23 protein-coding genes and 1 riboswitch are annotated in these 22,402 nt (G+C 44.2%); of the genes, 22 read left to right on the top strand and 1 reads right to left on the bottom strand.

Annotated elements, in window-relative coordinates; translation table 11 throughout:
- Nucleotides 1-17 precede the first annotated feature (17 nt).
- Entirely contained in the window at nucleotides 18-803 is a 786-nt protein-coding gene (locus H8S37_RS05735; RefSeq protein ID WP_186875044.1) for an IclR family transcriptional regulator, read from the bottom strand.
- Between the two features lie 242 nt (nucleotides 804-1,045).
- On the opposite strand from H8S37_RS05735, the gene H8S37_RS05730 reads away from it, so the two are divergent.
- From H8S37_RS05730 to H8S37_RS05625, 22 genes are all read left to right on the top strand, one after another.
- Entirely contained in the window at nucleotides 1,046-1,597 is a 552-nt protein-coding gene (locus H8S37_RS05730; protein ID WP_186875043.1) for a 2-oxoacid:acceptor oxidoreductase family protein, read from the top strand.
- Nucleotides 1,598-1,655: 58 nt separating this feature from the next.
- On the top strand, nucleotides 1,656-1,853 hold the full coding sequence (locus H8S37_RS05725) for a 4Fe-4S binding protein (protein ID WP_334298545.1): 198 nt from the start codon (nucleotides 1,656-1,658) through the stop codon (nucleotides 1,851-1,853).
- Nucleotides 1,853-3,064 carry a pyruvate ferredoxin oxidoreductase gene (gene porA, locus H8S37_RS05720; RefSeq protein ID WP_207723880.1) on the top strand — a complete coding sequence of 404 codons (1,212 nt, stop codon included), beginning with the start codon at nucleotides 1,853-1,855 and terminating at the stop codon, nucleotides 3,062-3,064. The genes H8S37_RS05725 and porA overlap by 1 nt, the downstream gene beginning before the upstream one ends.
- Nucleotides 3,051-3,923: a thiamine pyrophosphate-dependent enzyme gene (locus tag H8S37_RS05715; RefSeq protein WP_186875041.1), complete on the top strand. Its 873-nt coding sequence runs from the start codon at nucleotides 3,051-3,053 to the stop codon at nucleotides 3,921-3,923. The genes porA and H8S37_RS05715 overlap by 14 nt, the downstream gene beginning before the upstream one ends.
- A gap of 22 nt (nucleotides 3,924-3,945) precedes the next feature.
- On the top strand, nucleotides 3,946-5,337 hold the full coding sequence (locus tag H8S37_RS05710) for an SLC13 family permease (protein WP_186875040.1): 1,392 nt from the start codon (nucleotides 3,946-3,948) through the stop codon (nucleotides 5,335-5,337).
- A 14-nt stretch (nucleotides 5,338-5,351) separates the two neighbouring features.
- Nucleotides 5,352-6,416 carry a butyrate kinase gene (gene buk, locus H8S37_RS05705; protein ID WP_186875039.1) on the top strand — a complete coding sequence of 355 codons (1,065 nt, stop codon included), beginning with the start codon at nucleotides 5,352-5,354 and terminating at the stop codon, nucleotides 6,414-6,416.
- 26 nt (nucleotides 6,417-6,442) lie between these two features.
- Nucleotides 6,443-7,345 carry a phosphate acyltransferase gene (locus H8S37_RS05700; protein WP_186875038.1) on the top strand — a complete coding sequence of 301 codons (903 nt, stop codon included), beginning with the start codon at nucleotides 6,443-6,445 and terminating at the stop codon, nucleotides 7,343-7,345.
- A gap of 55 nt (nucleotides 7,346-7,400) precedes the next feature.
- Nucleotides 7,401-8,861, top strand: a complete 1,461-nt coding sequence (locus tag H8S37_RS05695) for a UbiD family decarboxylase (RefSeq protein ID WP_186875037.1) — start codon at nucleotides 7,401-7,403, stop codon at nucleotides 8,859-8,861.
- A 23-nt stretch (nucleotides 8,862-8,884) separates the two neighbouring features.
- A complete protein-coding gene (locus H8S37_RS05690; protein ID WP_186875036.1) occupies nucleotides 8,885-9,454 on the top strand; it encodes a UbiX family flavin prenyltransferase in 570 nt (189 codons plus the stop codon).
- Nucleotides 9,448-9,825, top strand: a complete 378-nt coding sequence (lpdD, locus tag H8S37_RS05685) for a prenylated flavin chaperone LpdD (RefSeq protein ID WP_186875035.1) — start codon at nucleotides 9,448-9,450, stop codon at nucleotides 9,823-9,825. The genes H8S37_RS05690 and lpdD overlap by 7 nt, the downstream gene beginning before the upstream one ends.
- Nucleotides 9,826-9,995: 170 nt before the next feature.
- A complete protein-coding gene (locus tag H8S37_RS05680; protein ID WP_186875034.1) occupies nucleotides 9,996-10,445 on the top strand; it encodes a MarR family transcriptional regulator in 450 nt (149 codons plus the stop codon).
- The gene (locus H8S37_RS05675; protein WP_186875033.1) at nucleotides 10,442-11,815 is read left to right on the top strand and encodes an MATE family efflux transporter; all 1,374 of its coding nucleotides are present in this window, start codon (nucleotides 10,442-10,444) and stop codon (nucleotides 11,813-11,815) included. The genes H8S37_RS05680 and H8S37_RS05675 overlap by 4 nt, the downstream gene beginning before the upstream one ends.
- Before the next feature lie 48 nt (nucleotides 11,816-11,863).
- On the top strand, nucleotides 11,864-12,982 hold the full coding sequence (locus tag H8S37_RS05670) for a glycosyl hydrolase family 18 protein (RefSeq protein WP_186875032.1): 1,119 nt from the start codon (nucleotides 11,864-11,866) through the stop codon (nucleotides 12,980-12,982).
- 146 nt (nucleotides 12,983-13,128) lie between these two features.
- Entirely contained in the window at nucleotides 13,129-14,199 is a 1,071-nt protein-coding gene (locus H8S37_RS05665; protein WP_186875031.1) for a cobalt-precorrin 5A hydrolase, read from the top strand.
- A gap of 19 nt (nucleotides 14,200-14,218) precedes the next feature.
- Nucleotides 14,219-14,995: a precorrin-6A reductase gene (gene cobK, locus H8S37_RS05660; RefSeq protein WP_186875030.1), complete on the top strand. Its 777-nt coding sequence runs from the start codon at nucleotides 14,219-14,221 to the stop codon at nucleotides 14,993-14,995.
- A 142-nt stretch (nucleotides 14,996-15,137) separates the two neighbouring features.
- Nucleotides 15,138-15,329, top strand: a riboswitch (cobalamin riboswitch).
- A gap of 211 nt (nucleotides 15,330-15,540) precedes the next feature.
- Entirely contained in the window at nucleotides 15,541-16,314 is a 774-nt protein-coding gene (locus H8S37_RS05655) for a sirohydrochlorin cobaltochelatase (protein WP_186875029.1), read from the top strand.
- A gap of 2 nt (nucleotides 16,315-16,316) precedes the next feature.
- Entirely contained in the window at nucleotides 16,317-17,453 is a 1,137-nt protein-coding gene (gene cbiD / locus H8S37_RS05650) for a cobalt-precorrin-5B (C(1))-methyltransferase CbiD (RefSeq protein WP_186875028.1), read from the top strand.
- The gene (gene cobI / locus H8S37_RS05645) at nucleotides 17,450-18,196 is read left to right on the top strand and encodes a precorrin-2 C(20)-methyltransferase (RefSeq protein ID WP_186875027.1); all 747 of its coding nucleotides are present in this window, start codon (nucleotides 17,450-17,452) and stop codon (nucleotides 18,194-18,196) included. The genes cbiD and cobI overlap by 4 nt, the downstream gene beginning before the upstream one ends.
- Nucleotides 18,197-18,212: 16 nt before the next feature.
- A complete protein-coding gene (gene cobM, locus H8S37_RS05640; protein WP_186875026.1) occupies nucleotides 18,213-19,022 on the top strand; it encodes a precorrin-4 C(11)-methyltransferase in 810 nt (269 codons plus the stop codon).
- Complete coding sequence (gene cobJ, locus H8S37_RS05635; protein ID WP_186875025.1) at nucleotides 19,015-19,746, top strand: precorrin-3B C(17)-methyltransferase; 732 nt, start codon at nucleotides 19,015-19,017, stop codon at nucleotides 19,744-19,746. The genes cobM and cobJ overlap by 8 nt, the downstream gene beginning before the upstream one ends.
- A complete protein-coding gene (cbiT, locus tag H8S37_RS05630) occupies nucleotides 19,739-21,001 on the top strand; it encodes a precorrin-6Y C5,15-methyltransferase (decarboxylating) subunit CbiT (protein ID WP_186875024.1) in 1,263 nt (420 codons plus the stop codon). The genes cobJ and cbiT overlap by 8 nt, the downstream gene beginning before the upstream one ends.
- On the top strand, nucleotides 20,998-22,401 hold the full coding sequence (locus H8S37_RS05625; RefSeq protein WP_186875023.1) for a cobyrinate a,c-diamide synthase: 1,404 nt from the start codon (nucleotides 20,998-21,000) through the stop codon (nucleotides 22,399-22,401). Before cbiT ends, H8S37_RS05625 begins: the two co-directional genes overlap by 4 nt.
- Nucleotide 22,402: the final 1 nt, after the last annotated feature.

The raw sequence follows: 22,402 nt of genomic DNA, 5'->3' as shown, positions 1-22,402 counted from the left end.
GTCTACCCTCTTAAAAGTTATTTCCCATCGGGAAAAATGGCAGAACATAACATGTCTGTGATTGCCTTCCCGGTTTCTGACACGAGCATAATATTCCGTTCCATATTTTCTAACATTCTTGCAGTTGGACCGGAGATACTTACAGCGGCAATTGCCTGTCCGCTAAAATCAAAAATCGGTGCAGCGATGCAAAACAATCCATATTCACTTTCTTCATCATCAATGGCATACCCCTGTTTTTTAATTTTTTTTAGTTCCTTCATAAGAGCATCTCCGGAGAGAATACTTTTTTTGGTCATAGCATCAAAAGAAACATTTTGGATATAGTTTTCCTGTGTTAAATCGGAGCTATATGCCAGCAGGATTTTTCCGCCCGCAGTATAGTGAGAATGTCGGATAAATCCAGTATGTGAATCCATATGAATCGTAGCATTACTTACCACTTTATCGATGAAACGAATGTAAAATGTGCGGTAAGAAATTGTAAGGTGTGAAGTTTCGCCGGATTTTGCAGATAATGTTTCGAGATATGGATGGCAGTATTTAATAAGGTTGTCCTGATCCATTGCCGCCTGTCCTAAATAAGCAAGCTTAATATCTAGAGAATATCTTGCGTCCTCTGATTTTTTAACATAATTCTTATCTTCTAATGTGGCGAGAATACGAAATACAGAGCTTTTTCCGAAACCGGACAATTCTGCGATTTCCGGAACGCTTAAATTTTTGTTTTCAGCAAGAAGATCTAAAATATCTAATGAATTTGATACAGATTGTAAAATATATTTATCATTTTTTTCTGACATAAAAATCCTCCTATTTTTTTAAAACGAAATCCTATATTTAGAATAACATATTTATTTCGCTATGTGAAGTGGTGTAAAAAATAGTGCAATTCGCATAAAGAAAAGTAAAATTCACTAAAAATGGTTGTGAATATTTGGTAACTACGGCTAATGACAAAATTGAGTTTACCAAGTATAATACACTTAATAATTCTTTATAAGAATTAAATAGTTCGTATAGAGAAACAAAAGGAGGTAGAAAAATGCAAAAAATTAAATTTTACGGAATAGGAGGGCAGGGAGCTGTTACAGCGGCAAAAATTCTTTCTATTGCTGTATCGCTCCACCAGAGTGAGTATGCAATCACAGTTCCTGCCTATGGACATGAGCGTCGGGGTGCTCCGGTTTTTGCACATATTATCGTAGATGATAAGCCAGTGCTCCTCAATTGTTATGTGTATGAGCCGGATATTATTGTTGTTTTTGACGAGAATCTGATTGATATGGGAGTCAATGTAGGAGAGGGATGTACAGAAGATACTATTATGGTTATCAATGCATCTAATCAGGAGATTGTAGACAGATATAAGAAAGAGTATGGACTTAAAAAGGTCTATGCGTGTAATGCGACAGAAGCGGCATTAAAAAATATTGGATTAAATATTCCGAACAGTGCAATGCTCGGAGCATTGGCGAAAAGCGGAGTTGTAAAAATCGAAGCAATCGAGAAAGCAGTAACAGAGAGTTTTGGAAAGGTTGGTGAAAAGAATGGCAATGCAGCAAGATATGCATACGAGCACACCTGGGAAGCGTAGAGTTCTGGGGCCTTGTTCTCATATATTTGCGGCTTCCAATACCGGAAGCTGGAGACTTATGAGACCAAAGGCAGATAACGAGACATGTATTAGATGTGGAATTTGCGAAAGATATTGTCCGACGGCCTGTATTACAGTTGACAAAGAGAAGAAAGTACTAGAGTTTGATTGGGATTATTGTAAAGGGTGCGGAATTTGTGCAAATGAATGTCCGAGGAAAGCATTGGAAATGATACCGGAAGGGAGTGAGAAATAATGGCAATTAAAATGTTTGACGGAAATGGAGCTGCGGTAGAAGCGATCCGACTTGCCAGACCGGGTGTAATTGCAGCGTATCCAATTACACCACAAAGTTCCATTGCAGAGCATCTGGCAGATGAAGTGGCAGAAGGAAAAATCAATGCAGAATATATTCGTGTGGAATCGGAACATTCCGCAATGTCTATGGCAGTCGGAGCGCAGCTTACGGGAGTAAGAGTTGCGACAGCGACGGCATCTGTAGGACTTGCACTGATGCATGAGGTGTGCGGTGTGGCGGCAGGATGCAGAGTTCCGATTGTAATGCCTGTAGTAAACCGTTCTCTTGTAGCTCCATGGTCTTTATGGTGTGACCATTCTGACACAATGGCAGAAAGAGATACAGGGTGGCTTCAGTTTTACTGTTCCACAGTTCAGGAGATTTTAGATTTGCAGTTATGTGCATATCGAATCAGTGAGCATGAAAATGTAATGACTCCGTCCATGGTCTGTTTTGACGGTTTCTATTTATCTCACTCTATGCAGAGAGTTGACACACCTTCTGATGAAGATGCGTGGGATTTCGTAAAACCATATGTGCGTAAAAATATGTATCTGGATACAAAGGATGTTATGTTTATCAACGACTTATGTCCGACCGTAGAGCATACGGAGATGAAATATCAGCAGAAAGTAGGCTTTGATGAGGCGGCGAAAGTAGCAAAGGAAGTTTTTGCCGAGTATGAAGAACGTTTTGGAAGAAAGCTTCAGGCGGTAGAAACATATTGTCTTGAAGATGCAGAAGTAGCAGTTGTGACAATGGGTTCTATGTCGGGAACCGGAAAATATGTTGTTAATCAGCTTCGTGAACAAGGAATTAAGGCAGGACTTCTTAGAATCTGTATGTTCCGTCCATTCCCGGCAGAAGAAATCAAAGAGGCGTTAAAGAATATTCCGATTATCGGAGTTGTAGACCGTTCCAGCGGATTAGGAGCTGCGCAGGGGCCAGTATGCAGTGAAGTAAAAGCTGCTCTTAGCGGTATGGATAATAAAGTATTCGGCTATGTTGGCGGAATTGCCGGACGTGACATTTCTGACGGCTCATTCAGAAAGATTTTCGGCGAGTTACTGGATATTCATGCCGGAAAAGCAGACGCAGTTACAACATGGTTTGATGTAAGACCAGATGCTATGGATATGAGGGAGGTGGAAACCAATGTTAACGTATAAAGTTCAGCCAAAAAGCTCAGTGTCTCCAGGGATCAATACATGTCAGGGATGTATGATTGATGTGATTTTTAGAAATCTTCTTGATGTTATGGGAGAGGATACGGTTCTTGTAATTCCGCCGGGATGTGCGGCACAGTTTTCGGGATGTGGGCCGGAATCTGCAGTGACAGTTCCAGGAATTCAAGGTAACTTAGAGAACTCAGCGGCAATCGCAGCAGGGATTGCCGCAGGTTATAAACATCAGGGAAATGACCATACACAGGTAGTGGCAATCGCAGGTGACGGAGGCACGGTAGACATCGGACTGCAGTCATTAAGCGGCGCTATGGAAAGAAATGATAACATCTTATACATATGCTACGATAACGAAGCATATATGAACACAGGAATACAGGGAAGCAGTTCCACTCCTATGGCAGCAGAAACAACAACTACCCCTGCCGGAAAGCTGGTGAATAATAAAGACTTAATCCAGATTGTAATGGCGCACCATGTGCCTTATGCCGCTACAGCATCTGTTGCAAATATTCCGGATTTGAGAAAGAAACTGGAAAAAGCAAAATCTGTAAAAGGATGCCGCGTTCTTCACATTATGAGTCCATGTCCGACAGGATGGGGATATAAGATGGAGAAAACGGTAGAGGTTGCCAGAGAGGCAATGAACAGCGGAGCCTGGGTCTTATTAGAGTATGAGGGCGGAAAAGTAAAACTTGGTAAAAAACCGAAGAACTTAGGAGACGTAGATAAGTATTTTTCTATGCAGAAGAGATTTAAAGGAATTGACGATGCGAAAAAAGAAGAGATAAAAGAGCATTTAATTGCACGTTACGAATATCTAGAAAAGCTCGCTTCAATTTAGCAGAGGAAGGAGAGATGAGGGTATGAAAAAATCAACAAAAATATATATTGAGTTATTCATAGCAATTTTGTTTTATCTGGCACTTTCCAATGTTGCTCCTCCAGAGGGACTTTCTGGAACTGGCTGGAAAGCGTTACTGCTTATGGTTTGCTGTGTATACACATGGGTAACAGAATTTATTCCAATAGGAATTTCCTCCTGTTTCCTGCTGTTTTTACCGGGACTTTTAAAGATTGAAGAAACCACAGCTGTACTAAGTAACTTTGGTATTGCTACGATGTTCTTTGTAATGGCAGCATTAGTGATCGCAAAAGTATTTATCAGCAGTGGATTGGGCTATCGAATTTCTCTGTATATCACACCACTTTTTGGTGCGAAAAGCAGCAGAGTACTTTTAAGTCTTATGTTGTGTGGATGTCTGATTTCTTCTGTTCTGGTAGATATTCCGACAGCAATTATTCTGGCAGGTATCGCGCTTCCATTACTAAAAGAAAGCGGATGCGAGCCTGGAAAAAGCCGTTATGGTAAAGCGGTAATGATTGGTATTCCAATATCCGCGGCGTTAGGTGGAATTGGAACACCTGCAGGAAGTGGGCTGAACATTTTAACGATCAATCTGCTGAACAATGTGGCCGGTAAAAATATTACATTTATGCAGTGGACAGCAATTGGATTCCCAATGGCAATTATTCTCGTATTAATTGCATGGCTTGTAATCATTCTTGTATTCAGACCGGAAATTGATACGGTAAAAGGTCTGGATGATATTAAGTCAAAGAGAAAAGAATTAGGACCAATGAGCAAAAATGAAAAGAAATTCTTAGTTATTTTTATCATTGTTATGGTTATGTGGTTTACACAGTCTATGACAGGCATTGAGACAGCGTTTGCCTCTCTGTTAGCTGTATGCGTATTCTTCCTACCGGGTGTGGATCTCATGGATTGGAATACCGCCAAAGAATCTATCAGCTGGGACTCTGTTTTATTAATGGGTTCTGCAAATGCTCTGGCAATGATTTTAAGTACGCAGGGAACGGCAGAGTGGATTTCCAACAGTATCCTTGGCTCTATGGCAGGCGTATCTTTATTTGTATTAATTATGGCTGTTACCGCATTTGGAATTTTCAGTCACTTACTTGTGCCGGTTGCAAATGCAGTATTGTCTGTCTGCGTACCGATTGTAACGGTGCTGGCGACATCCATGGGAGTAAATCCGCTTTATCTGGTACTTCCACTAGGATTTACAGCGTCCGCAGTATTTATCATTCCGCTTGATCCGATTCCGCTTACGACCTATGGGTATGGATACTGGAAATTAGGCGAAATGGCAAAACCGGGCATTATCATTTCTATCATATGGATTCCAGTCTGTGCAATATGTGTATTGCTTGGAAAGATGATAGGAATTATTTAACAGGAGGCGTATAAATGAAGAAGATTGTAGCGATTAATTTAGGCTCTACGTCTACGAAAATTGCTTATTATGAAGATGAAACATGTGTTTTTAAAGATAATATTAAACACGAAGCGTCTGTCATAAAAGGGTTTAACAGTATCTGGGATCAGTTAGATTATCGTACAGAGCAGATTGAAGCGTATCTGGCTAAGAAACATATTAAAATTGAAGACCTGGATGCAGTGGCAACAAGAGGCGGACATACAGAGCCGATTGTAGGCGGCGTATACCGTATTAATGAGAAAATGCTGGAGCAGTCCGGAAGTGAGAAATATGGAAATCATCCGACAGACTTGGGGCTTCGCATTGCAAATGAGTTTGCAAAAAGAGGAGTACAGGCATTTACTGTAGACCCTCCGACTACAGATGAGTTTGAGAAGCTGGCGCGATATTCAGGGATTCCATCTATCGAGAGAAGAAGCAGTTTTCATGTATTAAATCACCGTGCAGTAGGTATGCAGTATGCAAAAGACATGGGAAAAAAATACGAAGATTTGAACCTGGTAGGAGTGCATATGGGAGGGGGAATCAGTGTATCCGTACATAAAAAAGGCAAACTTGTAGATGCCAATAATGCATTGGACGGTGACGGACCATTTTCAGCGAACCGCTGCTGTACAGTTCCAATCGGCGAGCTGATTAAGTTATGCTACTCTGGAGATTATACCTATGATCAGATGCGTAAGTTAATTAACGGAAACTCCGGACTTATGGGATATCTGGGAGAAAATGATGCTAAGATTATAGAAGACCGTGCTTTAGCAGGAGATGAAAAATGTAAAGAAGTCATGGAGGCAATGTGCTATCAGGTGGCAAAAGAAATCGGCGCAGATGCAACTGTATTAAAAGGGGATGTAGATGCTATCTTATTTACGGGCGGTATGGCACATTCCAAGTGGATTGTAGGCATGATTTCTGAATATGTAAAATATATTGCGCCTATCGCAGTATATCCGGGCGAATATGAGATGCAGTCATTAGGCTTAAATACACTGGCAGCATTGAATGGACAAACGGAAATTAAAGAGTTAAAATAAGAAAGACAAACAGATAGGAGAGAAATATGTTTCACAGTTTTAAAGAAATTGAAGAATATATTTTAGAAAAAAATATTAAAAAGAGACTGGCGCTTGCCAACGCTCAGGATGAAGATACACTTTCTGCAGTTGTAATGGCAGCAAAAAGAGGGGTAATTGAGCCGGTGTTAATCGGTGTTCCGGAGAAAATCAAAGAGCTTTTAAAAAGCATGGGAGAGAATCCGGAAGCTTATGAAATCCTCGAAGAACGGGATGAAAGAAAAGCGGGTATGCTGGCGTGTCAGATGGTAAAAGACGGCGAAGCGGATATGCCTATGAAGGGACTGATGCAGACCGCAACATTTATGCGCTGTATTCTCGACAAAGAGCGTTATGGTTTTGTCCCGGACGGAGCGCTGTTAAGTCAGGCGACTGTTATGGAATTCCAGGATCGCATGATGATTGTGACAGACTGTGCGGTAAATGTGACACCGGATTATAATGATAAAGTAAAGCTTATCAGAAATGCTGTGAAGCTGGCAGGGGATATTCATATTGAATACCCCAAAGTAGCGGTTGTTTCAGCGCTTGAGACCGTGAATCCAAAGATGCAGTCTACAGTGGATGCAGCAATGCTGAGTAAAGCGGCAGACCGCGGACAGATTAAAGGATGTATCGTAGACGGACCATTTGGACTGGATAATGCAATTTCAGAAGAAGCTGCGCTTTGCAAAGGAATTAAAAGTCCTGTTGCCGGAAAGCCGGATATCCTTCTTATGCCGGACTTATGTGCCGGAAATATATTTACCAAATCCATTCACTATTTTGCAAATATTGTTTCCTCCGGTACATTATGTGGTACAACAGTTCCGGTTGTCATGACAAGCAGAACAGATTCACCGGAAGACAAATATTATTCTATTTTGACTGCTATTATGCAATGTGTATAGCAAGAAAGGGGAGGCAGGAGCCTCTCCTTTATGTGATAGAAAGGAAAAGTAAGATATGAGTAAAAAAATAGACGATTTGAGAAGTGCATTAGAGCTTCTAAAGGAATTAGATGGTCAGTTGATTGAGACGGATGTAGAGGTGAATCCGGAAGCGGAGCTGGCAGGTGTATATCGGTACGTTGGGGCCGGTGGAACTGTTATGCGTCCGACGAAAGAAGGCCCGGCCATGATTTTTAACAATGTAAAGGGACATCCGGATGCAAAGGTTGCAATTGGCGTGCTGGCAAGCAGAAAACGTGTGGCAGCGCTGTTAGATTGTCCTGCAGAAGATCTTGGAAAGCTTCTTCATAAGAGTTTGGAAAATCCAATCTCACCGGTAGTGTCAGAAGAAAAAGCAAAATGCCAGGAAGTAGTACACTTGGCGACAGAGGAAGAGTTTGATATTCATAAAATCATTCCTGCGCCTACCAATACGCCGGATGATGCCGGCCCGTACATTACAATGGGAATGTGCTATGCGACACATCCAGAAACTGGAAAAAGTGATGTGACGATTCATAGAATGTGTCTTCAGAGCAAAGATGAGATTTCTATTTATTTTGTTCCGGGAGCAAGACATATCGGCGCAATGGCAGAGTGCGCGGAAAAAAGAGGCGAGCATCTTCCGATTTCCATCAGTATCGGAGTAGACCCTGCTATCGAAATTGGCTCTTGTTTTGAGCCGCCGTCTACACCGCTGGGATATGATGAGCTGGCAATTGCCGGAGCACTCCGAGGAGAAGCTGTAAAATTATGCCGGTGTTTGACTGTAAAACAAAATGCCATTGCCAATGCAGAGTATGTCATTGAAGGAGAGGTTGTTCCGAATGTGAGAGTACAGGAAGACCAGAACAGTCACAGTGGTTATGCTATGCCGGAGTTTCCGGGGTATACGGGGCCTGCAAGCAACCAGTGCTGGATGATTAAGGTAAAGGCAGTGACGCATCGGAAGAATCCGATTATGCAGACCTGTATCGGGCCAAGCGAAGAACATGTATCCATGGCAGGTATTCCGACAGAAGCGAGTATTTACGGAATGGTAGAAAAAGCGATGCCGGGGAAACTACAGAATGTGTACTGTTGTTCTTCCGGCGGCGGAAAATATATGGCAGTGCTGCAGTTTAAAAAGACGGTGCCAAGCGATGAGGGACGTCAGCGCCAGGCTGCTCTTCTGGCGTTTGCTGCATTTGGTGAGTTGAAGCACATCTTCCTGGTAGACGAAGATGTAGACTGCTTTGATATGAATGATGTACTTTGGGCGATGAATACAAGATTCCAGGGAGATGCAGATATTATTACAATTCCGGGAGTGCGCTGCCATCCATTAGACCCGTCCAATGACCCGACCTGTTCACCGGGAATCAGAGATCACGGAATTGCATGTAAAACAATTTTTGATTGTACAGTGCCATTTGACCAGAAGCAGCGTTTCCGCAGAGCAAATTTCATGGAAGTAGATGCGGAAAAATGGGTATAGTAAAAAGTCAGAGGTGAAAAGATATGCGTATCATTGTTGGGGTTACGGGAGCTACAGGTGTGGAGATGAGTTACTATCTGGTAAAGGCGTTAAAAAATATTTCAGATTGTGAAGTGGATTTAATCTTAAGTGAGAGCGCAAAAGTAACATGGGAAATGGAAAGTCAGATTCCAATGGAAGAACTTCTGAAACTGGCAGACCATGTCCATGATGCGTATAATCTGGCGGCATCTGTGTCCAGTGGTTCTGTTATGACAGATGGAATGATTATCATGCCATGCAGCATGAAAACATTGGCTGGAATTGCCACAGGATACGCAGAAAATCTGATTGTGCGCGCAGCGGATGTGTGTATGAAAGAAGGACGCAAGGTAGTGTTGGTTCCAAGAGAAATGCCGCTGGGGAAAGTGCATATTAGAAACTTAAAGGAGGCGGCGGATCTGGGCTGTGTGATTGTGCCGCCGGTACTGACATTTTATAATCATCCACAGACCATTGAGGACATGATTCATCATATTGTGGGAAAAGTCTTAATGCAATTTGGAATCGTGCATGATAAATTTATCTCATGGACAGGGGTGGAAGAATGTTAAAAGAGAAATTGTTTCACGGCTATGAAATTCAATGTGATGTAATTCAAATGGGAAAAGACTATACGATAGCGTTATATGGCGGCGGACGGCCGCATGTAGGCTGCGTAGTGATGTCAACTGCCAGGCCCAGTTTAAGTGGAGTTGGTATTGGTGTGACATCTTCTGTGATTTCCGGTGTAGGGCATAAGGAGGAGTTTGTGGCCCGGCAGTTTGCGGAAAGTCTGGCGAAAGAGAAGAATTGTACGGTTGTTTGTTCCTGTGGAATCCATATAGATAATATTACAGCAGAGCAGATAGATATGATTCAGAAAAAATGTGAAAAATTAATAGAAAGAATACTAGCAGGAGAGGCTGCCGCACTAAATACATAGTGTGGCAGTATTATTTTGCAACGAAGTGTGTCGAAAATTACAAAAAAATTAAAGATTTGAGAGAGTTGACAAAATAAGAAACCAGCGTATAATAAGTATCGGATAAAAAAGTTTATTAAAAAACCATTTTTATATAAACTGTTTTTGAATAAACGAAAAGGAAGGGCAAAATGTATATAAATACAGAATATTGGGTTCGGATACGAAAAATTATGAAGCTGTATGAAGAAATGTTAAAGGGCGTCGCTCTCCAATATGGACTTACTACAATAGAGACAGACATTATCAGTTTTCTACAGCATAATCCGGGGAAAGATACGGCAGTGGATATTGTGGAATTTCGCATGTTGTCAAAGGGTTGTGTTTCTAAGGCTGTGGAGTCTTTGATTCAGAAGGGGCTGCTTAGGCGTCAGCAGGATGAGAGGGACAGGAGGAAGATACATCTGAAAATACTGAAAAAATGCGAGCCGGTTATGGAAAGCATAGAAAGCGTACAGGAAAAATACTGGCATACAGTATTTAAGGGATTTACAGCAGAAGAGAAGACAATGTATTTTCAGTATAACAGCAGAATTTCACAAAATGTACAGGAAGCAATAGAAGGGAGCGCGGACAGATGAATAAAGAAAAAGACTTTCTGGAAAAGGAGCCGGTAGGAAAGCTGCTTTTTAAGCTTGCCTTTCCTACTGTTGCAGCACAGTTGATCAACATGCTGTACAATATTGTAGACCGTATATATATCGGACATATTCCTGATATTGGGGCAATGGCACTGACAGGGGTGGGCGTATGCATGCCGTTGATTATGATCGTGGCTGCTTTTGCCGCTCTGGTCGGATATGGGGGCTCTCCGCGTGCTTCGATTTTTATGGGGAAGAAAAAACCAGAAGAGGCAGAGCGCATATTAGGCAATTGCTTTAGCCTCCAAGTTATGATTTCTATTCTTCTGACCGTCATTTTGTTTCTGTGGAACCGCGAATTTTTGCTGGCATTTGGAGCCAGTGAAAATACGATCGAGTATGCAGTCAGTTATATGAATATCTATGCCCTCGGCACAATTTTTGTACAGCTTACACTTGGGATGAATGCGTTTATTACTGCGCAGGGATTTGCAAAAACGGGAATGCTTTCTGTTCTTATCGGTGCGGTTGCAAATATCATTTTAGACCCTGTATTTATATTTGTTTTCAATATGGGAGTGCGCGGAGCTGCACTGGCTACCATTTTATCGCAGGCGCTTTCCTGCATATGGGTACTGCATTTCCTTTTTGGAGAGAAGACATTTCTGAAAATAAAGAAAGAAAATTTAAGGTTAAAAAGTAAAGTAATCTTGCCTTGTCTTGCCCTGGGTATTTCTACATTTATCATGCAGGCAAGCGAGAGTGTAATTTCTGTCTGCTTTAATTCATCTCTGTTGAAATATGGTGGAGACATTGCCGTTGGAGCAATGACGATCCTAACCAGTGTAATGCAGTTTGCCATGCTGCCCTTGCAGGGATTAGGACAGGGCGCGCAGCCAATCATCAGTTATAATTATGGGGCACGCAATACAGGGAGAGTGAAGGCTGCGTTCTGGCTGCTTTTAAAGGTCAGTCTGTGCTATGCGGGGATTCTGTGGCTGTGCGTAATGCTATTTCCACAGGGATTTGCGGCGATGTTTACATCAGATGCAGAATTGATGGAATATACAAAGACCGCGCTTCGAATTTATATGGCTGTGATGTTTATGTTCGGAATCCAGATGGCATGCCAGATGACCTTTAATTCACTTGGAAAGGCGAAAGAGTCTATTTTGGTGGCAGTTATGAGAAAATTCGTCCTGCTGATTCCTCTGATCTACATTATGCCTGCTCTGTGGAGATCTAACCAGACATTTGCCGTATATATGGCAGAGCCTGTGGCAGACGCGATTGCCGTTACTTTCACTGCAATACTCTTTACGGTGCAGTTCAAAAAGGCGCTGGCGGCAATATCGGAAAATGGAAAATAAAGCATAAAGAAAAAATCACCTTCATATGTTTGATACGGAGGTGATTTTTTGATTTATATTGTAAATGCGGGGGATACAGTGTCTTCGATTGCACGAAAAACAGATGTTCCAGTGCGGAAAATTGTATATGATAATGAGTTGACAGACAGAGAACAGCTTGTACCGGGGCAGGCATTGCTTGTTGTGCCGCCGGGCGGGGAAGCAGGGGAAAGAGGGCGTCTGTCTGTCTCAGGATATGCATATCCGTTTATTGAACCCTACATTTTAGAACAGTCCTATATTGCACTGAATGAACTGCTTATCTTTTCCTATGGTTTTACCTTTGAGGGGGATCTGGTTCCGCCGCCCCAGGATGACTTATGGATGATAGAATCTGCATGGAAAAATGGAATTTCCCCTATGCTTGTTCTGACGCCGTTTTCAGGGGGAGGTTTTAATAATCAGCTTATCAAGGTAATCGTAGAAAACGAAGAGATACAGAAAAAAGTAATGGAAGAGCTGCTTTTTGTTGTGAAAGACAGAGGGTATGCAGGGGTTAGTGTGGATTTTGAATATATTCTTCCGGAAAATAAGATACAGTATGCTGTCTTTATGGGAAAGTTAAAGGAACTGATGAATGAAAATGGATATAAAGCGTCTGTGGCGGTAGCTCCAAAGACAAGCGCAGAACAGAAAGGGCTTCTCTATGAAGGGATGGACTACAGGCTGCTGGGTGAAAATGCAGATTCGGTTTTTTTGATGACCTATGAATGGGGATACACATATGGCCCTCCTATGGCAGTGGCGCCTATCAACAAGGTACGAGAAGTAGTAGAGTATGCAGTGACAGAAATTCCGGCCCAAAAGCTGGTTATGGGAATTCCAAACTATGGGTATGACTGGCAGCTTCCTTATGAAAGAGGAATCACAAGGGCGATTACAATCGGAAATGAGGAGGCGGTGTCCATTGCTGTAGAGAATGGGGCTTTCATTCAGTTTTCAGATAGTTCTATGAGTCCCTGGTTTACTTATCAAAAGGCAGGGATGACACACGAAGTATGGTTTGAGGATGTAAGAAGTATACAGGCAAAATTAAAGCTGGCAGAAGAATATGGACTGTCCGGAGTCGGCTACTGGAATCTGATGCGTCCATTTCGGGCGAACTGGCTTCTGCTTGGGAAGTTTTAAATAAGGGAGTAGTTTTATTTCAAGAGTATGATATACTGATGATAGCGTCGGTGTATATATCTGACTTGGAATTGTATTGCCTTGTACATCGACGGTACCATGTGAAGAATACAGAGATAAAAAAGAGGGAGAGAAAGATACGGGATATGGAAAAAAAGCCTCTTGTAATATTTAGTTTTACAAAGACAGGAAGCAGGAGAAACAGAGAAATCATAGAAAACCTTTCTGAATATGAAGGAATATGTAAGGGCTACACACTTCCTAAATATGCAGAGGAAGAAGCGTTAAAGCCATTGCCGCCTGACCTGGCAGAATGGATCGGGGCACACTGGGGAAAAGCTTCATTTCTGTTTGTAGGGGCGGCTGGAATCGCAGTGCGCTTAATCGCGCGCTGGGTGAAGGACAAATATACGGATTCCGCGGTTTTGGTGATGGATGAAAAGGGGCAATATATTATACCTCTTCTTTCCGGACATATAGGAAATGCAGTGGAGATAGCAAAGTGTATCGCTTCCTGTACGGGGGCGGAGCCTGTGCTTACGACAGCGACGGACGTGCAGGGAAAGTTTGCGGTAGATGTATTCGCATGTAAAAATCAACTGTACCTCTCGAACAGAGAATTGGCAAAAGCAGTGTCTGCGGCGGTATTAGAAGGCAGAAGGATTGGGTTTTACAGCGCATATCCATGGGAGGGAAGGCTGCCGGAGGAGCTGGCGTTGTGTGAGAGTATAGATGAGATGAGAGAGAAATGGGAGCTGGGAGTCGCAGTAACCGGAGAAATAAAAGAGGATCTTGCCGCTTACAAAGGTATCCTTTTTCTTCCGCCGAAGAATATCATCGCGGGAATTGGATGCCGTAAGGGCATTTGGCAAAGCGCATTAGAGGAACAGATACGCCGCGTGTGTAAAGAGCAGGGGATCTGGCCGGAGAGAATACGGGCTGTAGCGAGTATTGACTTAAAGAAGGAAGAAAAGGGAATCCAGGAATTTGCCCGAAAATATCGAATTCCTTTTTATACTTATACAGCAAAGGAGCTTCAGTCGGTGCCGCTTTTAAAAGAAGGCTCTGCATTTGTAAAACAGGTGACAGGGGTGGACAATGTCTGTGAACGGGCAGCGCTGTTTGCCTGTCCTGACGGCAAAATACTTTTGCCAAAGCAAAAGCGGGATAAAATGACGATTGCACTCGTGGAACAGGCAGCAAAGCTGCGATTTTAAAGAGGAAAGAACAAGAGATATGAAGAAGATATTACTCTTTGCCGGAACGACGGAGGGAAGGCTGCTCGCTTCAAAAGCAGGCGAATTGTGTCTGGACTGCTATGTCAGTACGGCGACAGAATATGGAAAAGAAATTTTAAGAGATATAAAAGGTGTGCAGGTTTTAAGCGGGAGAATGGAAGAAGCAGAGATTGTAAAGTTCATCCGTAAGGAAGAGATAGAGCTGGTGATCGACGCCACACATCCGTTTGCCTGTGCCGTCACAGAAAATATACGGAAGGCATGCGAAGAGACACGATGTGAATATCTGCGGTGTCTGCGCCAAAGAGAACAGACAGGCAGTACAGACGGAAAGAAAAAGGTATTTTGTGATGTGCGGACAGCGGTAGAGTTTTTGAAACATACCGATGGGAATATACTGATTGCGACAGGCGGAAAAGAATTAAAAGAATATACGAAAATTCCTGATTACGAAAAGCGGTGCTATGCGCGTGTGCTCTCTACGCTGGCTTCTGTAGAGCAGGCGACAGCACTGGGATTTGAGGGGAAGCATTTGATTGCTATGCAGGGCCCATTTTCAAGGGAGTTGAATACAGCATTGCTCCGTCAAATACAGGCAAAATATTTTGTGACAAAGGAATCGGGGCAGGCGGGCGGCTTTGCAGAGAAAGTTAAGGCGGCGAAGGAGACAGGCGCGCTGCTTGTAGTGATTGCAAGACCGCAGGAGAAAGGAAAAAGTCTGGAAGAGGTGCTGCGCTATTTAGAGACATGGAAAGACAGTTTCATTGGAAGATAGGAGGAAATATATGCAGCCTTCTTTGTACCAAAAGAAGGAACGGTGCTGTAAAAGCAAAAATGCCGCGGGCTTTACTTGCCTGTTTGTATATGATAAAATAAAACAGATTTTAAATGCAAAGGAAACATCCTTTATAAAATATAATTGGCATACATTTAAAAGAAGGTCCGCGTAAGTTAGCGGACGGAGGAAGACAGGTGAGAATCCTGCACAATACCCGTTGCTGTAATAGCTTAGCGGTGTTCCACAGTGCCACTGTAACAAGGTTATGGGAAGGCGGAGCAGCCGTGCCGGAGGCTTAAGTCAGAAGATTCACTTTTAAATGCATTAGATGGTTACGGGAATATAGCCGGGTATGTGCCGCACTTTTTCGTGGCTGCCTGGTTGCTTAAGAACGGGCAGTCTATATATCTGGCCGTCCTGCGCGTAAAAAGGAAATTTTTGCGCAGGCTTTGTTCGTCTGCCGGTTCTGGCAGCAGTATTTCCATTTTATGACAATCGTTATATGTAAGAGAAAATGAAAAGGAAAAAGGAGACACAGAAAAATGGATGGAAAGAAAGCGATATTAGTTGTCAGCTTTGGAACCAGCTATCTTGACACGTTGGAAAAAACGATCGGGGCGATTGAAAGAAGAATTGCCGGAGCCTATCCGGATTATAAGGTTTACCGCGCCTTTACAAGCCAGATGATTATAAACAAATTAAAAAGAACGGAAAATCTGCGGGTGGATACTGTAGGAGAAGCATTAAAAAGGATGGCGGCAGAAGGGATAGAAAGAGTGATTGTACAGCCGACCCATGTGATCAACGGGATTGAGAATGACAGGATGATGGAGGACTTGATGGAATATATGGATAAATTCCGCAAGATCAGTGTCGGAAAGCCTATGTTAAGCAGCGTGGATGATTATAAAAAGGCAATCCATGCAGTGATGGCGCAGACAGAATTAAAGGAAGAGGAAATGCTTGTCTTGATGGGGCATGGGACAGATCACCACGCAAATGCCGCCTATCCTACGTTAGAGTATACCTTTCACGCGCTGGGCTATCAGCAGGTTCTTGTGGGGACAGTAGAAAGCTTTCCAGAATTAAAAAATGTGATGGACAAGCTGCGCATCTCCGGAAAGAAAAAAGTGCTTTTGATGCCCTTTATGATTGTGGCAGGGGATCATGCACAGAATGATATGGCAGGGGAAGAAGACTCCTGGATGAGCGCGCTTACCGAAGACGGATATGAGGTTCGTGCGGCCGTTCGGGGACTGGGAGAAATGGAAGGAATCCAAAATCTGTTTTTAGAGCATATTGAAGAGGTATTGTAAACGTGACAGTAGAAATCGGACGTACAAAAGAGGGGCTGCGGTTTGGATATACCACAGGAAGCTGCGCTGCCGCCGTTGCAAAAGCGGCGGTTTTTATGCTGCTTACCGGTACGGAGATCCGGCAGGTGAAATTGATGACGCCAAAAGGAATTCTGCTGTATCTGGACGTGGAAAGCATTGTGAGGACAGAAGCTTTTGTAAAGTGCGCAGTAAGGAAGTACAGCGGAGACGATCCTGACGTGACGGATGGAATCCTGGTGTTTGCCAAAGTAGAAAAGACAGAGACGCCGGGCATTTTTCTGGAGGGCGGAGAAGGGGTCGGCAGGGTGACGAGAAAAGGTCTGGAACAAAGTATCGGTGAAGCTGCAATCAACAAGGTTCCGCGTGAAATGATTGTAAAAGCGGCGCAGGAAATGTGCAGGGAGATGAAGTATACAAAAGGCATACAAATTGTCATCTCCATACCTGAAGGAAAAGCACTTGCCAGGCGTACATTCAATCCGAGGCTAGGGATTGAAGGGGGTATTTCTGTTCTGGGGACAAGTGGGATTGTGGAGCCTATGAGTGAAAAGGCGCTGACAGATACCATCTATCTGGAAATGAAGGTATTAAGAGAAAACGGACACAAAATGTGCTATCTGGTGCCAGGAAATTACGGCAGTGATTTTCTAAGAGAAGAACTTGGCTATGATGGGGAATTGGCAGTGAAATGCAGTAACTATATTGGGGAAGCCTTAGATGATGCGCTTCATCTTCAAATGGAGGCAGTGCTTCTCATTGGACATATCGGGAAATTTGTAAAGCTTGCAGCGGGGGTAATGAATACCCATTCCCGCCAGGCGGACTGCCGGATGGAGGTCTTTGCCTCCCATGCGGCTGTAAAAGGTGCAGACAGGGAGTGTGTGCAGAGGATAATGGGATGTGCGGTAACGGCAGAAGCACTCGGATATTTAAAGGAGGCGAAAATACTGAAAAGTGTGATGGAATCTATAATGGAGAGGATAGCCTTTCACTTAGGGCAAAGATGCCAGAACAGATTACAGGCAGAGGCGATTGTGTTTTCTAAAGAAGAGGGGATTCTGGGGAAAACGAAAGGTGCGCAGGCTCTGTTAGAACAGATAAAAGGAGAAGGAACATGAGTGGAACATTTTTTTGTGTCGGCGTCGGGCCGGGAGATCCAGAGCTTTTGACATGGAAGGCAATAAGCGTGCTAGAACAGGCGGACGTGCTTGTTATCCCTGTGTCAGATAAGGGCTTGGAAGAACCGGTTTATACAGATAAAACGGATGTAACTATGGAAAAATATCTTGTACAATGTATGGCGTACCAGATTGTAAAGGAAAAGCTTCCTGGTCTTAGAGAAAAAGAAAAATTGTACCTTCCTATGCCGATGATAAAGGATAAAGAAAGGTTAAAACAGATACATGACAAGGACACAGCGTTACTTTTACATATACTCGATCAAGAAAAGACAGCCGCGTTTATTACGCTGGGAGATCCGAGTGTCTATTCCACCTGTCTGTATATACAAAAACGGGTAAAGAAAAAAGGCTATCCGACAGATTTAGTTCCCGGAGTACCATCTTTTTGTGCGGCTGCCGCAAGGCTGAATAAAGGGCTGGCGGAAAATAAGGAGCAGATACATATCATTCCGGCGTCATACGGCGTGGAGGAGGCGCTTTGCCTTCCTGGAACGAAAGTACTGATGAAGGCAGGGAGGAAAATGCCGGAAGTAAAACAAGCAGTAAAAAGACGCGGCATGGAGATGGAAATGGTAGAAAACTGCGGCATGAAAGGGGAGAGAATCTACACAGATATAGAGGAGATTCCCGATGAGGCAGGCTACTACTCGCTGCTGATCATCAAGGAGAAAAAGGGATAAAAACAGGAGGAAGAAAATGGTTGTATTTGTCGGCGCCGGCCCCGGGGCAGTGGATCTGATTACGGTGCGGGGACAGGCGTTTTTAAAAGAAGCAGATATTGTGATATATGCCGGCTCTCTGGTAAATCCAGAGCTGCTTAAGCTGTGCGGGCCAGACTGTGAAATCTATAACAGCGCTTATATGACATTGGAGGAGGTCATACAGGTGATGGAGGAAGGGGCGCGAAAGGGAAAGCACGTTGTCCGTCTGCATACAGGCGATCCTTCCCTGTATGGGGCAATCAAAGAGCAGACGGATATTTTAGAGGAAAAGGGAATTTCCTATGAAATTTGCCCTGGCGTCAGTTCCTTTTGCGGGGCGGCGGCCGCGTTACAGGCAGAATATACACTGCCAGGGATCTCCCAGTCGGTTGTGATCACGCGCATGGCAGGGCGTACCAGTGTCCCAGAGAAAGAATCTATCCAAAGTCTGGCTTCCCACCAGGCGACAATGGTGATTTTCTTAAGTGCGGGGCTGCTAAAAGAATTGCAGCAGGCACTTATAGAGGGCGGCTATCCGGAAGATACTCCGGCAGCAATTGTCTATAAGGCGACATGGGAAGATGAAAAGGTGTGCCGCTGCAAGGTATGTGAGCTCTATGATACAGCGCGAAAGGAGCAGATTACAAAGACCGCGCTGATTATCGTAGGAGATATACTAAAGGGTGCATACAGGCGGTCTGAGCTTTACAACCCGTCTTTTTCCACTGCATACAGAAAAGCACATGTCCCATATGAAAAACAGACAGTAAAAAAGGAGAGAAAGGAGCAGGAATCACATGGGTAAGATATATGTGGTGGGATTAGGGCCCGGAGCAGGCAGCCAGATGACGCTCTGCGCGAAAGATGTGATAGAACACTGTCCGGTGATTACAGGATATACCGTATATGTAGATCTGCTGAAGGAGGAATTCCCTGATAAGGTATACCTGACAACTCCGATGAAGCAGGAAGTGCAGCGGTGTGAAATGGCCTTTCAGGAGGCAGAAAAAGGACACGACGTAGCGATGGTGTGCAGCGGGGACGCAGGGATATATGGTATGGCAGGCCTGCTGTATGAGGTGGGAAAGAAGTATCCGGATATAGAGCTGGAAATCATACCGGGAATTACCGCGGCATGTGGAGGCGCCGCAGTTTTGGGAGCGCCTCTGATGCATGATTTTGCGGTGATCAGCTTAAGTGATTTGCTGACGCCCTGGGAAAAGATTGAAAAAAGACTAAGGGCGGCAGCCATGGCAGATTTTGTCATCTGCCTTTATAATCCGTCCAGCAAGAAACGGGCAGATTATCTTTCCAGAGCGTGCGACTGTATGCTGGAGTATAAAAGAAAAGATACAGTATGCGGAATTGTCCGCAATATTGGGCGAAGGGAAGAGTCCTATGAGATACTGACCCTGGAAGCATTAAAAGAGAAGCAGACGGATATGTTTACCACTGTATTTATCGGAAATGAACAGACAGACATCATCAGAGGCAAGATGGTGACGCCGAGAGGGTACCGAAATGTGTAAAAGAGAAAAGACAGTATATTTGCTGGGAATTGGAATGGGAAGCCAGTCTGGTTTTACAGAAGAGGTGAGGGAGGCGCTTTTAAAATGCGGCTGTATCATCGGGGCGGCGCGTATGGTTCAAAGCGCTTTAGACGGAATTTCAAAAGTCGGAGGACAGGAAGGAAAACAAGAGGAGTTTTCGAAAGAAACCTTCATAGAGTACCGTGCGGAGACGATTGCACGTTTTGTAAAGGAGCATCAGACATGCACCGTGTTTGCGGTTGTACTTTCTGGGGACAGTGGATTCTACAGCGGAGCAAAAAGCCTGGCGCAGGAATTAAAAGGGGTCAGGGTGAAGCTTTTGCCGGGCATTTCTACTGTGTCTTATCTGGCGGCAAAGATTGGCACATCATGGGAGGACGCGAAGGTGGTAAGCCTGCATGGGCAGAAGGCAAACTTTATCTATGAGATCACCCACCATGAAAAGACCTTCCTTTTACTTGGAACAAAAGGGCAGGGGCGTACGCTCTGTGAGAAATTAAAAAAGTATGCGCTTGCGGATGTCCAGGTAACAATCGGAAAAAATCTATCCTATGCGGAGGAAGAACTGATTACCAAAAAGGCGGGAGAGCTTGTGCCTGAAGACTGGGAAGGGCTGTCCGTGGCGCTGGTTGTCAATCCACATCCTGTCAAAAGATATAACCGGGCAGTGGAGGACGCAGAATTTATAAGAGGTAAGGTGCCTATGACAAAAGCAGAGGTGAGGACGGTCTGCCTTGCAAAGCTGCGTCTTGCGGGAGGGGCAGTTCTCTATGATATTGGAGCAGGTACTGGCTCCATCTCTGTGGAAGCCGCGCTTTCGGGGCCGGATATCCGGGTATATGCGATAGAAAAGAAGCCGGAGGCAGTACAGCTTTTAGAAGAAAATAAAAGAAAATTTGCGGCCGACTGGATGGAAATTGTACAAGGGACGGCACCGGAGGCGATGGAAGGGCTGGAACAGCCAAGCCATATATTTATTGGCGGGAGCTCCGGCAATTTAAAGGAGATTCTTTATACAGCGCTTACGAAAAATCCTAAGGTTCGTATTGTAATGACCGCCATTTCTTTAGAAACAGTGAAAGAGGCAGTGGAGGCAATGGAAGAAGGACTGCTTCCGTCTGCGGAGGTGGTACAGATAACAGTGGCGAAGTCACGCAAGCTTGGTAGCTTTCATATGATGATGGGAGAAAATCCTGTCTACGTTATTTCTGCCGGAGGAGAGGAGGGCTTATGAGGATTCCGCGAATTTTGCTCGCCGCTCCCGCAAGTGGAAGTGGAAAGACTGTGCTGGCATGCGCGCTGATGAAAGCGCTGGAAATGAGAGGAGAGAAGGTTGCGGCATATAAGTGCGGCCCAGACTATATTGATCCAATGTTTCACCGAGAGGTGCTGGGAATTGACTCGGAAAATCTGGATTTGTTTTTTGAAAGCAGGGAAGAACTTCCGAGGGTATTTGCCCGTCATGCAAAGGAGAAGGAGATCGCGGTCATTGAAGGTGTGATGGGATATTATGACGGAATGACAATGGGATCTTTGTCGGCGAGTTCTTATGATGTGGCGCGGGTGACAAAGACTCCCGTACTGCTTGTGCTGTCCTTAAAGGGCATGGCACTCTCCGCGGCAGCGCTTGTAGAGGGAATGATCGGATTTCAGAAAGACAGTAATATCCGGGGACTGCTTTTAAACCGGATGTCAAAGAATCTATATCCCCGTATGAAGCAGATGTTAGAACAGGAGCTTCAAAAAAGAGGATATACAATCCCTGTTTTAGGGTATCTTGCACAGGACGAAATATTTTCCCTTGAGAGCAGGCACTTAGGGCTTGTAACACCAGAGGAAATACAAGGACTTAAGGGACAAATGGCACAGGCGGGAAAACGGCTGGAGGAGACGGTAGACTTAGACGCTATCTTACGGATCGCACAGTCCGCCCCGGAGCTTTCGGTATCGGACTGTAAAAAAGGGAGCAAACAAAAGGAAGAAAAGAGAGCTGGAAAAGGACATACCCCTGTTTTGATCGCTGTGGCGCGGGATAAGGCATTTGGATTTTATTACAAGGAGAATCTGGAGTTGTTAAAAGAGCTGGGGTGTGAACTTGCGTTTTTCAGCCCTCTTTCGGATACCGGGCTTCCCAAAGGAAGCAAAGGACTGGTATTGGGCGGCGGGTATCCCGAGTTGTATGCAAGGAAGCTGTCAGAAAATAAAGCAATGTTAACCTGTATTCGGGAAGCAGTACAGGGAGGTATGCCCTGCATGGCGGAATGTGGGGGCTTTCTCTACCTGCATGAAAGTCTGGCAGATCCAGATCAAAAGGAATACCCGATGGCGGGCGTGATAAAGGGAAAAGCGGCTTCCCGGGGAAAACTTGTCCGGTTTGGTTATATTTGTATAGAAGGCCAAAAAGACGGCGTGTATTTAAAAAACGGGGAAGTTATCCGGGGACATGAATTTCATTACTGGGACAGCACAGACAGCGGCAGAGATTGTCTTGCGGTGAAGCCGGACAAAACACGTTCCTGGCAGTGTATCCATATGGAAGGAAATCTTTTTGCGGGGTACCCGCATTTGTATCTGCCCTCCTTTGTTCCTTTTGCCAGGAGATTTGTAAACCAGTGTACGCAGACAGGAGAATGAG

Origin of the sequence: Mediterraneibacter hominis, from assembly GCF_014287475.1 — a bacterium.
GTDB lineage: Bacteria > Bacillota > Clostridia > Lachnospirales > Lachnospiraceae > Mediterraneibacter > Mediterraneibacter hominis.
This window is presented reverse-complemented; position numbering and strand designations above follow the sequence as displayed.

Coding starts and splice junctions, on each gene's coding strand:
- cbiT (WP_186875024.1), top strand. CDS start 19,739: ATGTGTAAAAGAGAAAAGACAGTATATTTGCTGGGAATTGGAATGGGA.
- H8S37_RS05695 (WP_186875037.1), top strand. CDS start 7,401: ATGAGTAAAAAAATAGACGATTTGAGAAGTGCATTAGAGCTTCTAAAG.
- H8S37_RS05710 (WP_186875040.1), top strand. CDS start 3,946: ATGAAAAAATCAACAAAAATATATATTGAGTTATTCATAGCAATTTTG.
- H8S37_RS05675 (WP_186875033.1), top strand. CDS start 10,442: ATGAATAAAGAAAAAGACTTTCTGGAAAAGGAGCCGGTAGGAAAGCTG.
- H8S37_RS05725 (WP_334298545.1), top strand. CDS start 1,656: ATGAGACCAAAGGCAGATAACGAGACATGTATTAGATGTGGAATTTGC.
- H8S37_RS05680 (WP_186875034.1), top strand. CDS start 9,996: ATGTATATAAATACAGAATATTGGGTTCGGATACGAAAAATTATGAAG.
- H8S37_RS05735 (WP_186875044.1), bottom strand. CDS start 803: ATGTCAGAAAAAAATGATAAATATATTTTACAATCTGTATCAAATTCA.
- H8S37_RS05715 (WP_186875041.1), top strand. CDS start 3,051: ATGTTAACGTATAAAGTTCAGCCAAAAAGCTCAGTGTCTCCAGGGATC.
- H8S37_RS05655 (WP_186875029.1), top strand. CDS start 15,541: ATGGATGGAAAGAAAGCGATATTAGTTGTCAGCTTTGGAACCAGCTAT.
- cobM (WP_186875026.1), top strand. CDS start 18,213: ATGGTTGTATTTGTCGGCGCCGGCCCCGGGGCAGTGGATCTGATTACG.
- H8S37_RS05625 (WP_186875023.1), top strand. CDS start 20,998: ATGAGGATTCCGCGAATTTTGCTCGCCGCTCCCGCAAGTGGAAGTGGA.
- lpdD (WP_186875035.1), top strand. CDS start 9,448: ATGTTAAAAGAGAAATTGTTTCACGGCTATGAAATTCAATGTGATGTA.
- H8S37_RS05700 (WP_186875038.1), top strand. CDS start 6,443: ATGTTTCACAGTTTTAAAGAAATTGAAGAATATATTTTAGAAAAAAAT.
- H8S37_RS05690 (WP_186875036.1), top strand. CDS start 8,885: ATGCGTATCATTGTTGGGGTTACGGGAGCTACAGGTGTGGAGATGAGT.
- porA (WP_207723880.1), top strand. CDS start 1,853: ATGGCAATTAAAATGTTTGACGGAAATGGAGCTGCGGTAGAAGCGATC.
- cobK (WP_186875030.1), top strand. CDS start 14,219: ATGAAGAAGATATTACTCTTTGCCGGAACGACGGAGGGAAGGCTGCTC.
- H8S37_RS05665 (WP_186875031.1), top strand. CDS start 13,129: ATGGAAAAAAAGCCTCTTGTAATATTTAGTTTTACAAAGACAGGAAGC.
- cobJ (WP_186875025.1), top strand. CDS start 19,015: ATGGGTAAGATATATGTGGTGGGATTAGGGCCCGGAGCAGGCAGCCAG.
- H8S37_RS05730 (WP_186875043.1), top strand. CDS start 1,046: ATGCAAAAAATTAAATTTTACGGAATAGGAGGGCAGGGAGCTGTTACA.
- cobI (WP_186875027.1), top strand. CDS start 17,450: ATGAGTGGAACATTTTTTTGTGTCGGCGTCGGGCCGGGAGATCCAGAG.
- buk (WP_186875039.1), top strand. CDS start 5,352: ATGAAGAAGATTGTAGCGATTAATTTAGGCTCTACGTCTACGAAAATT.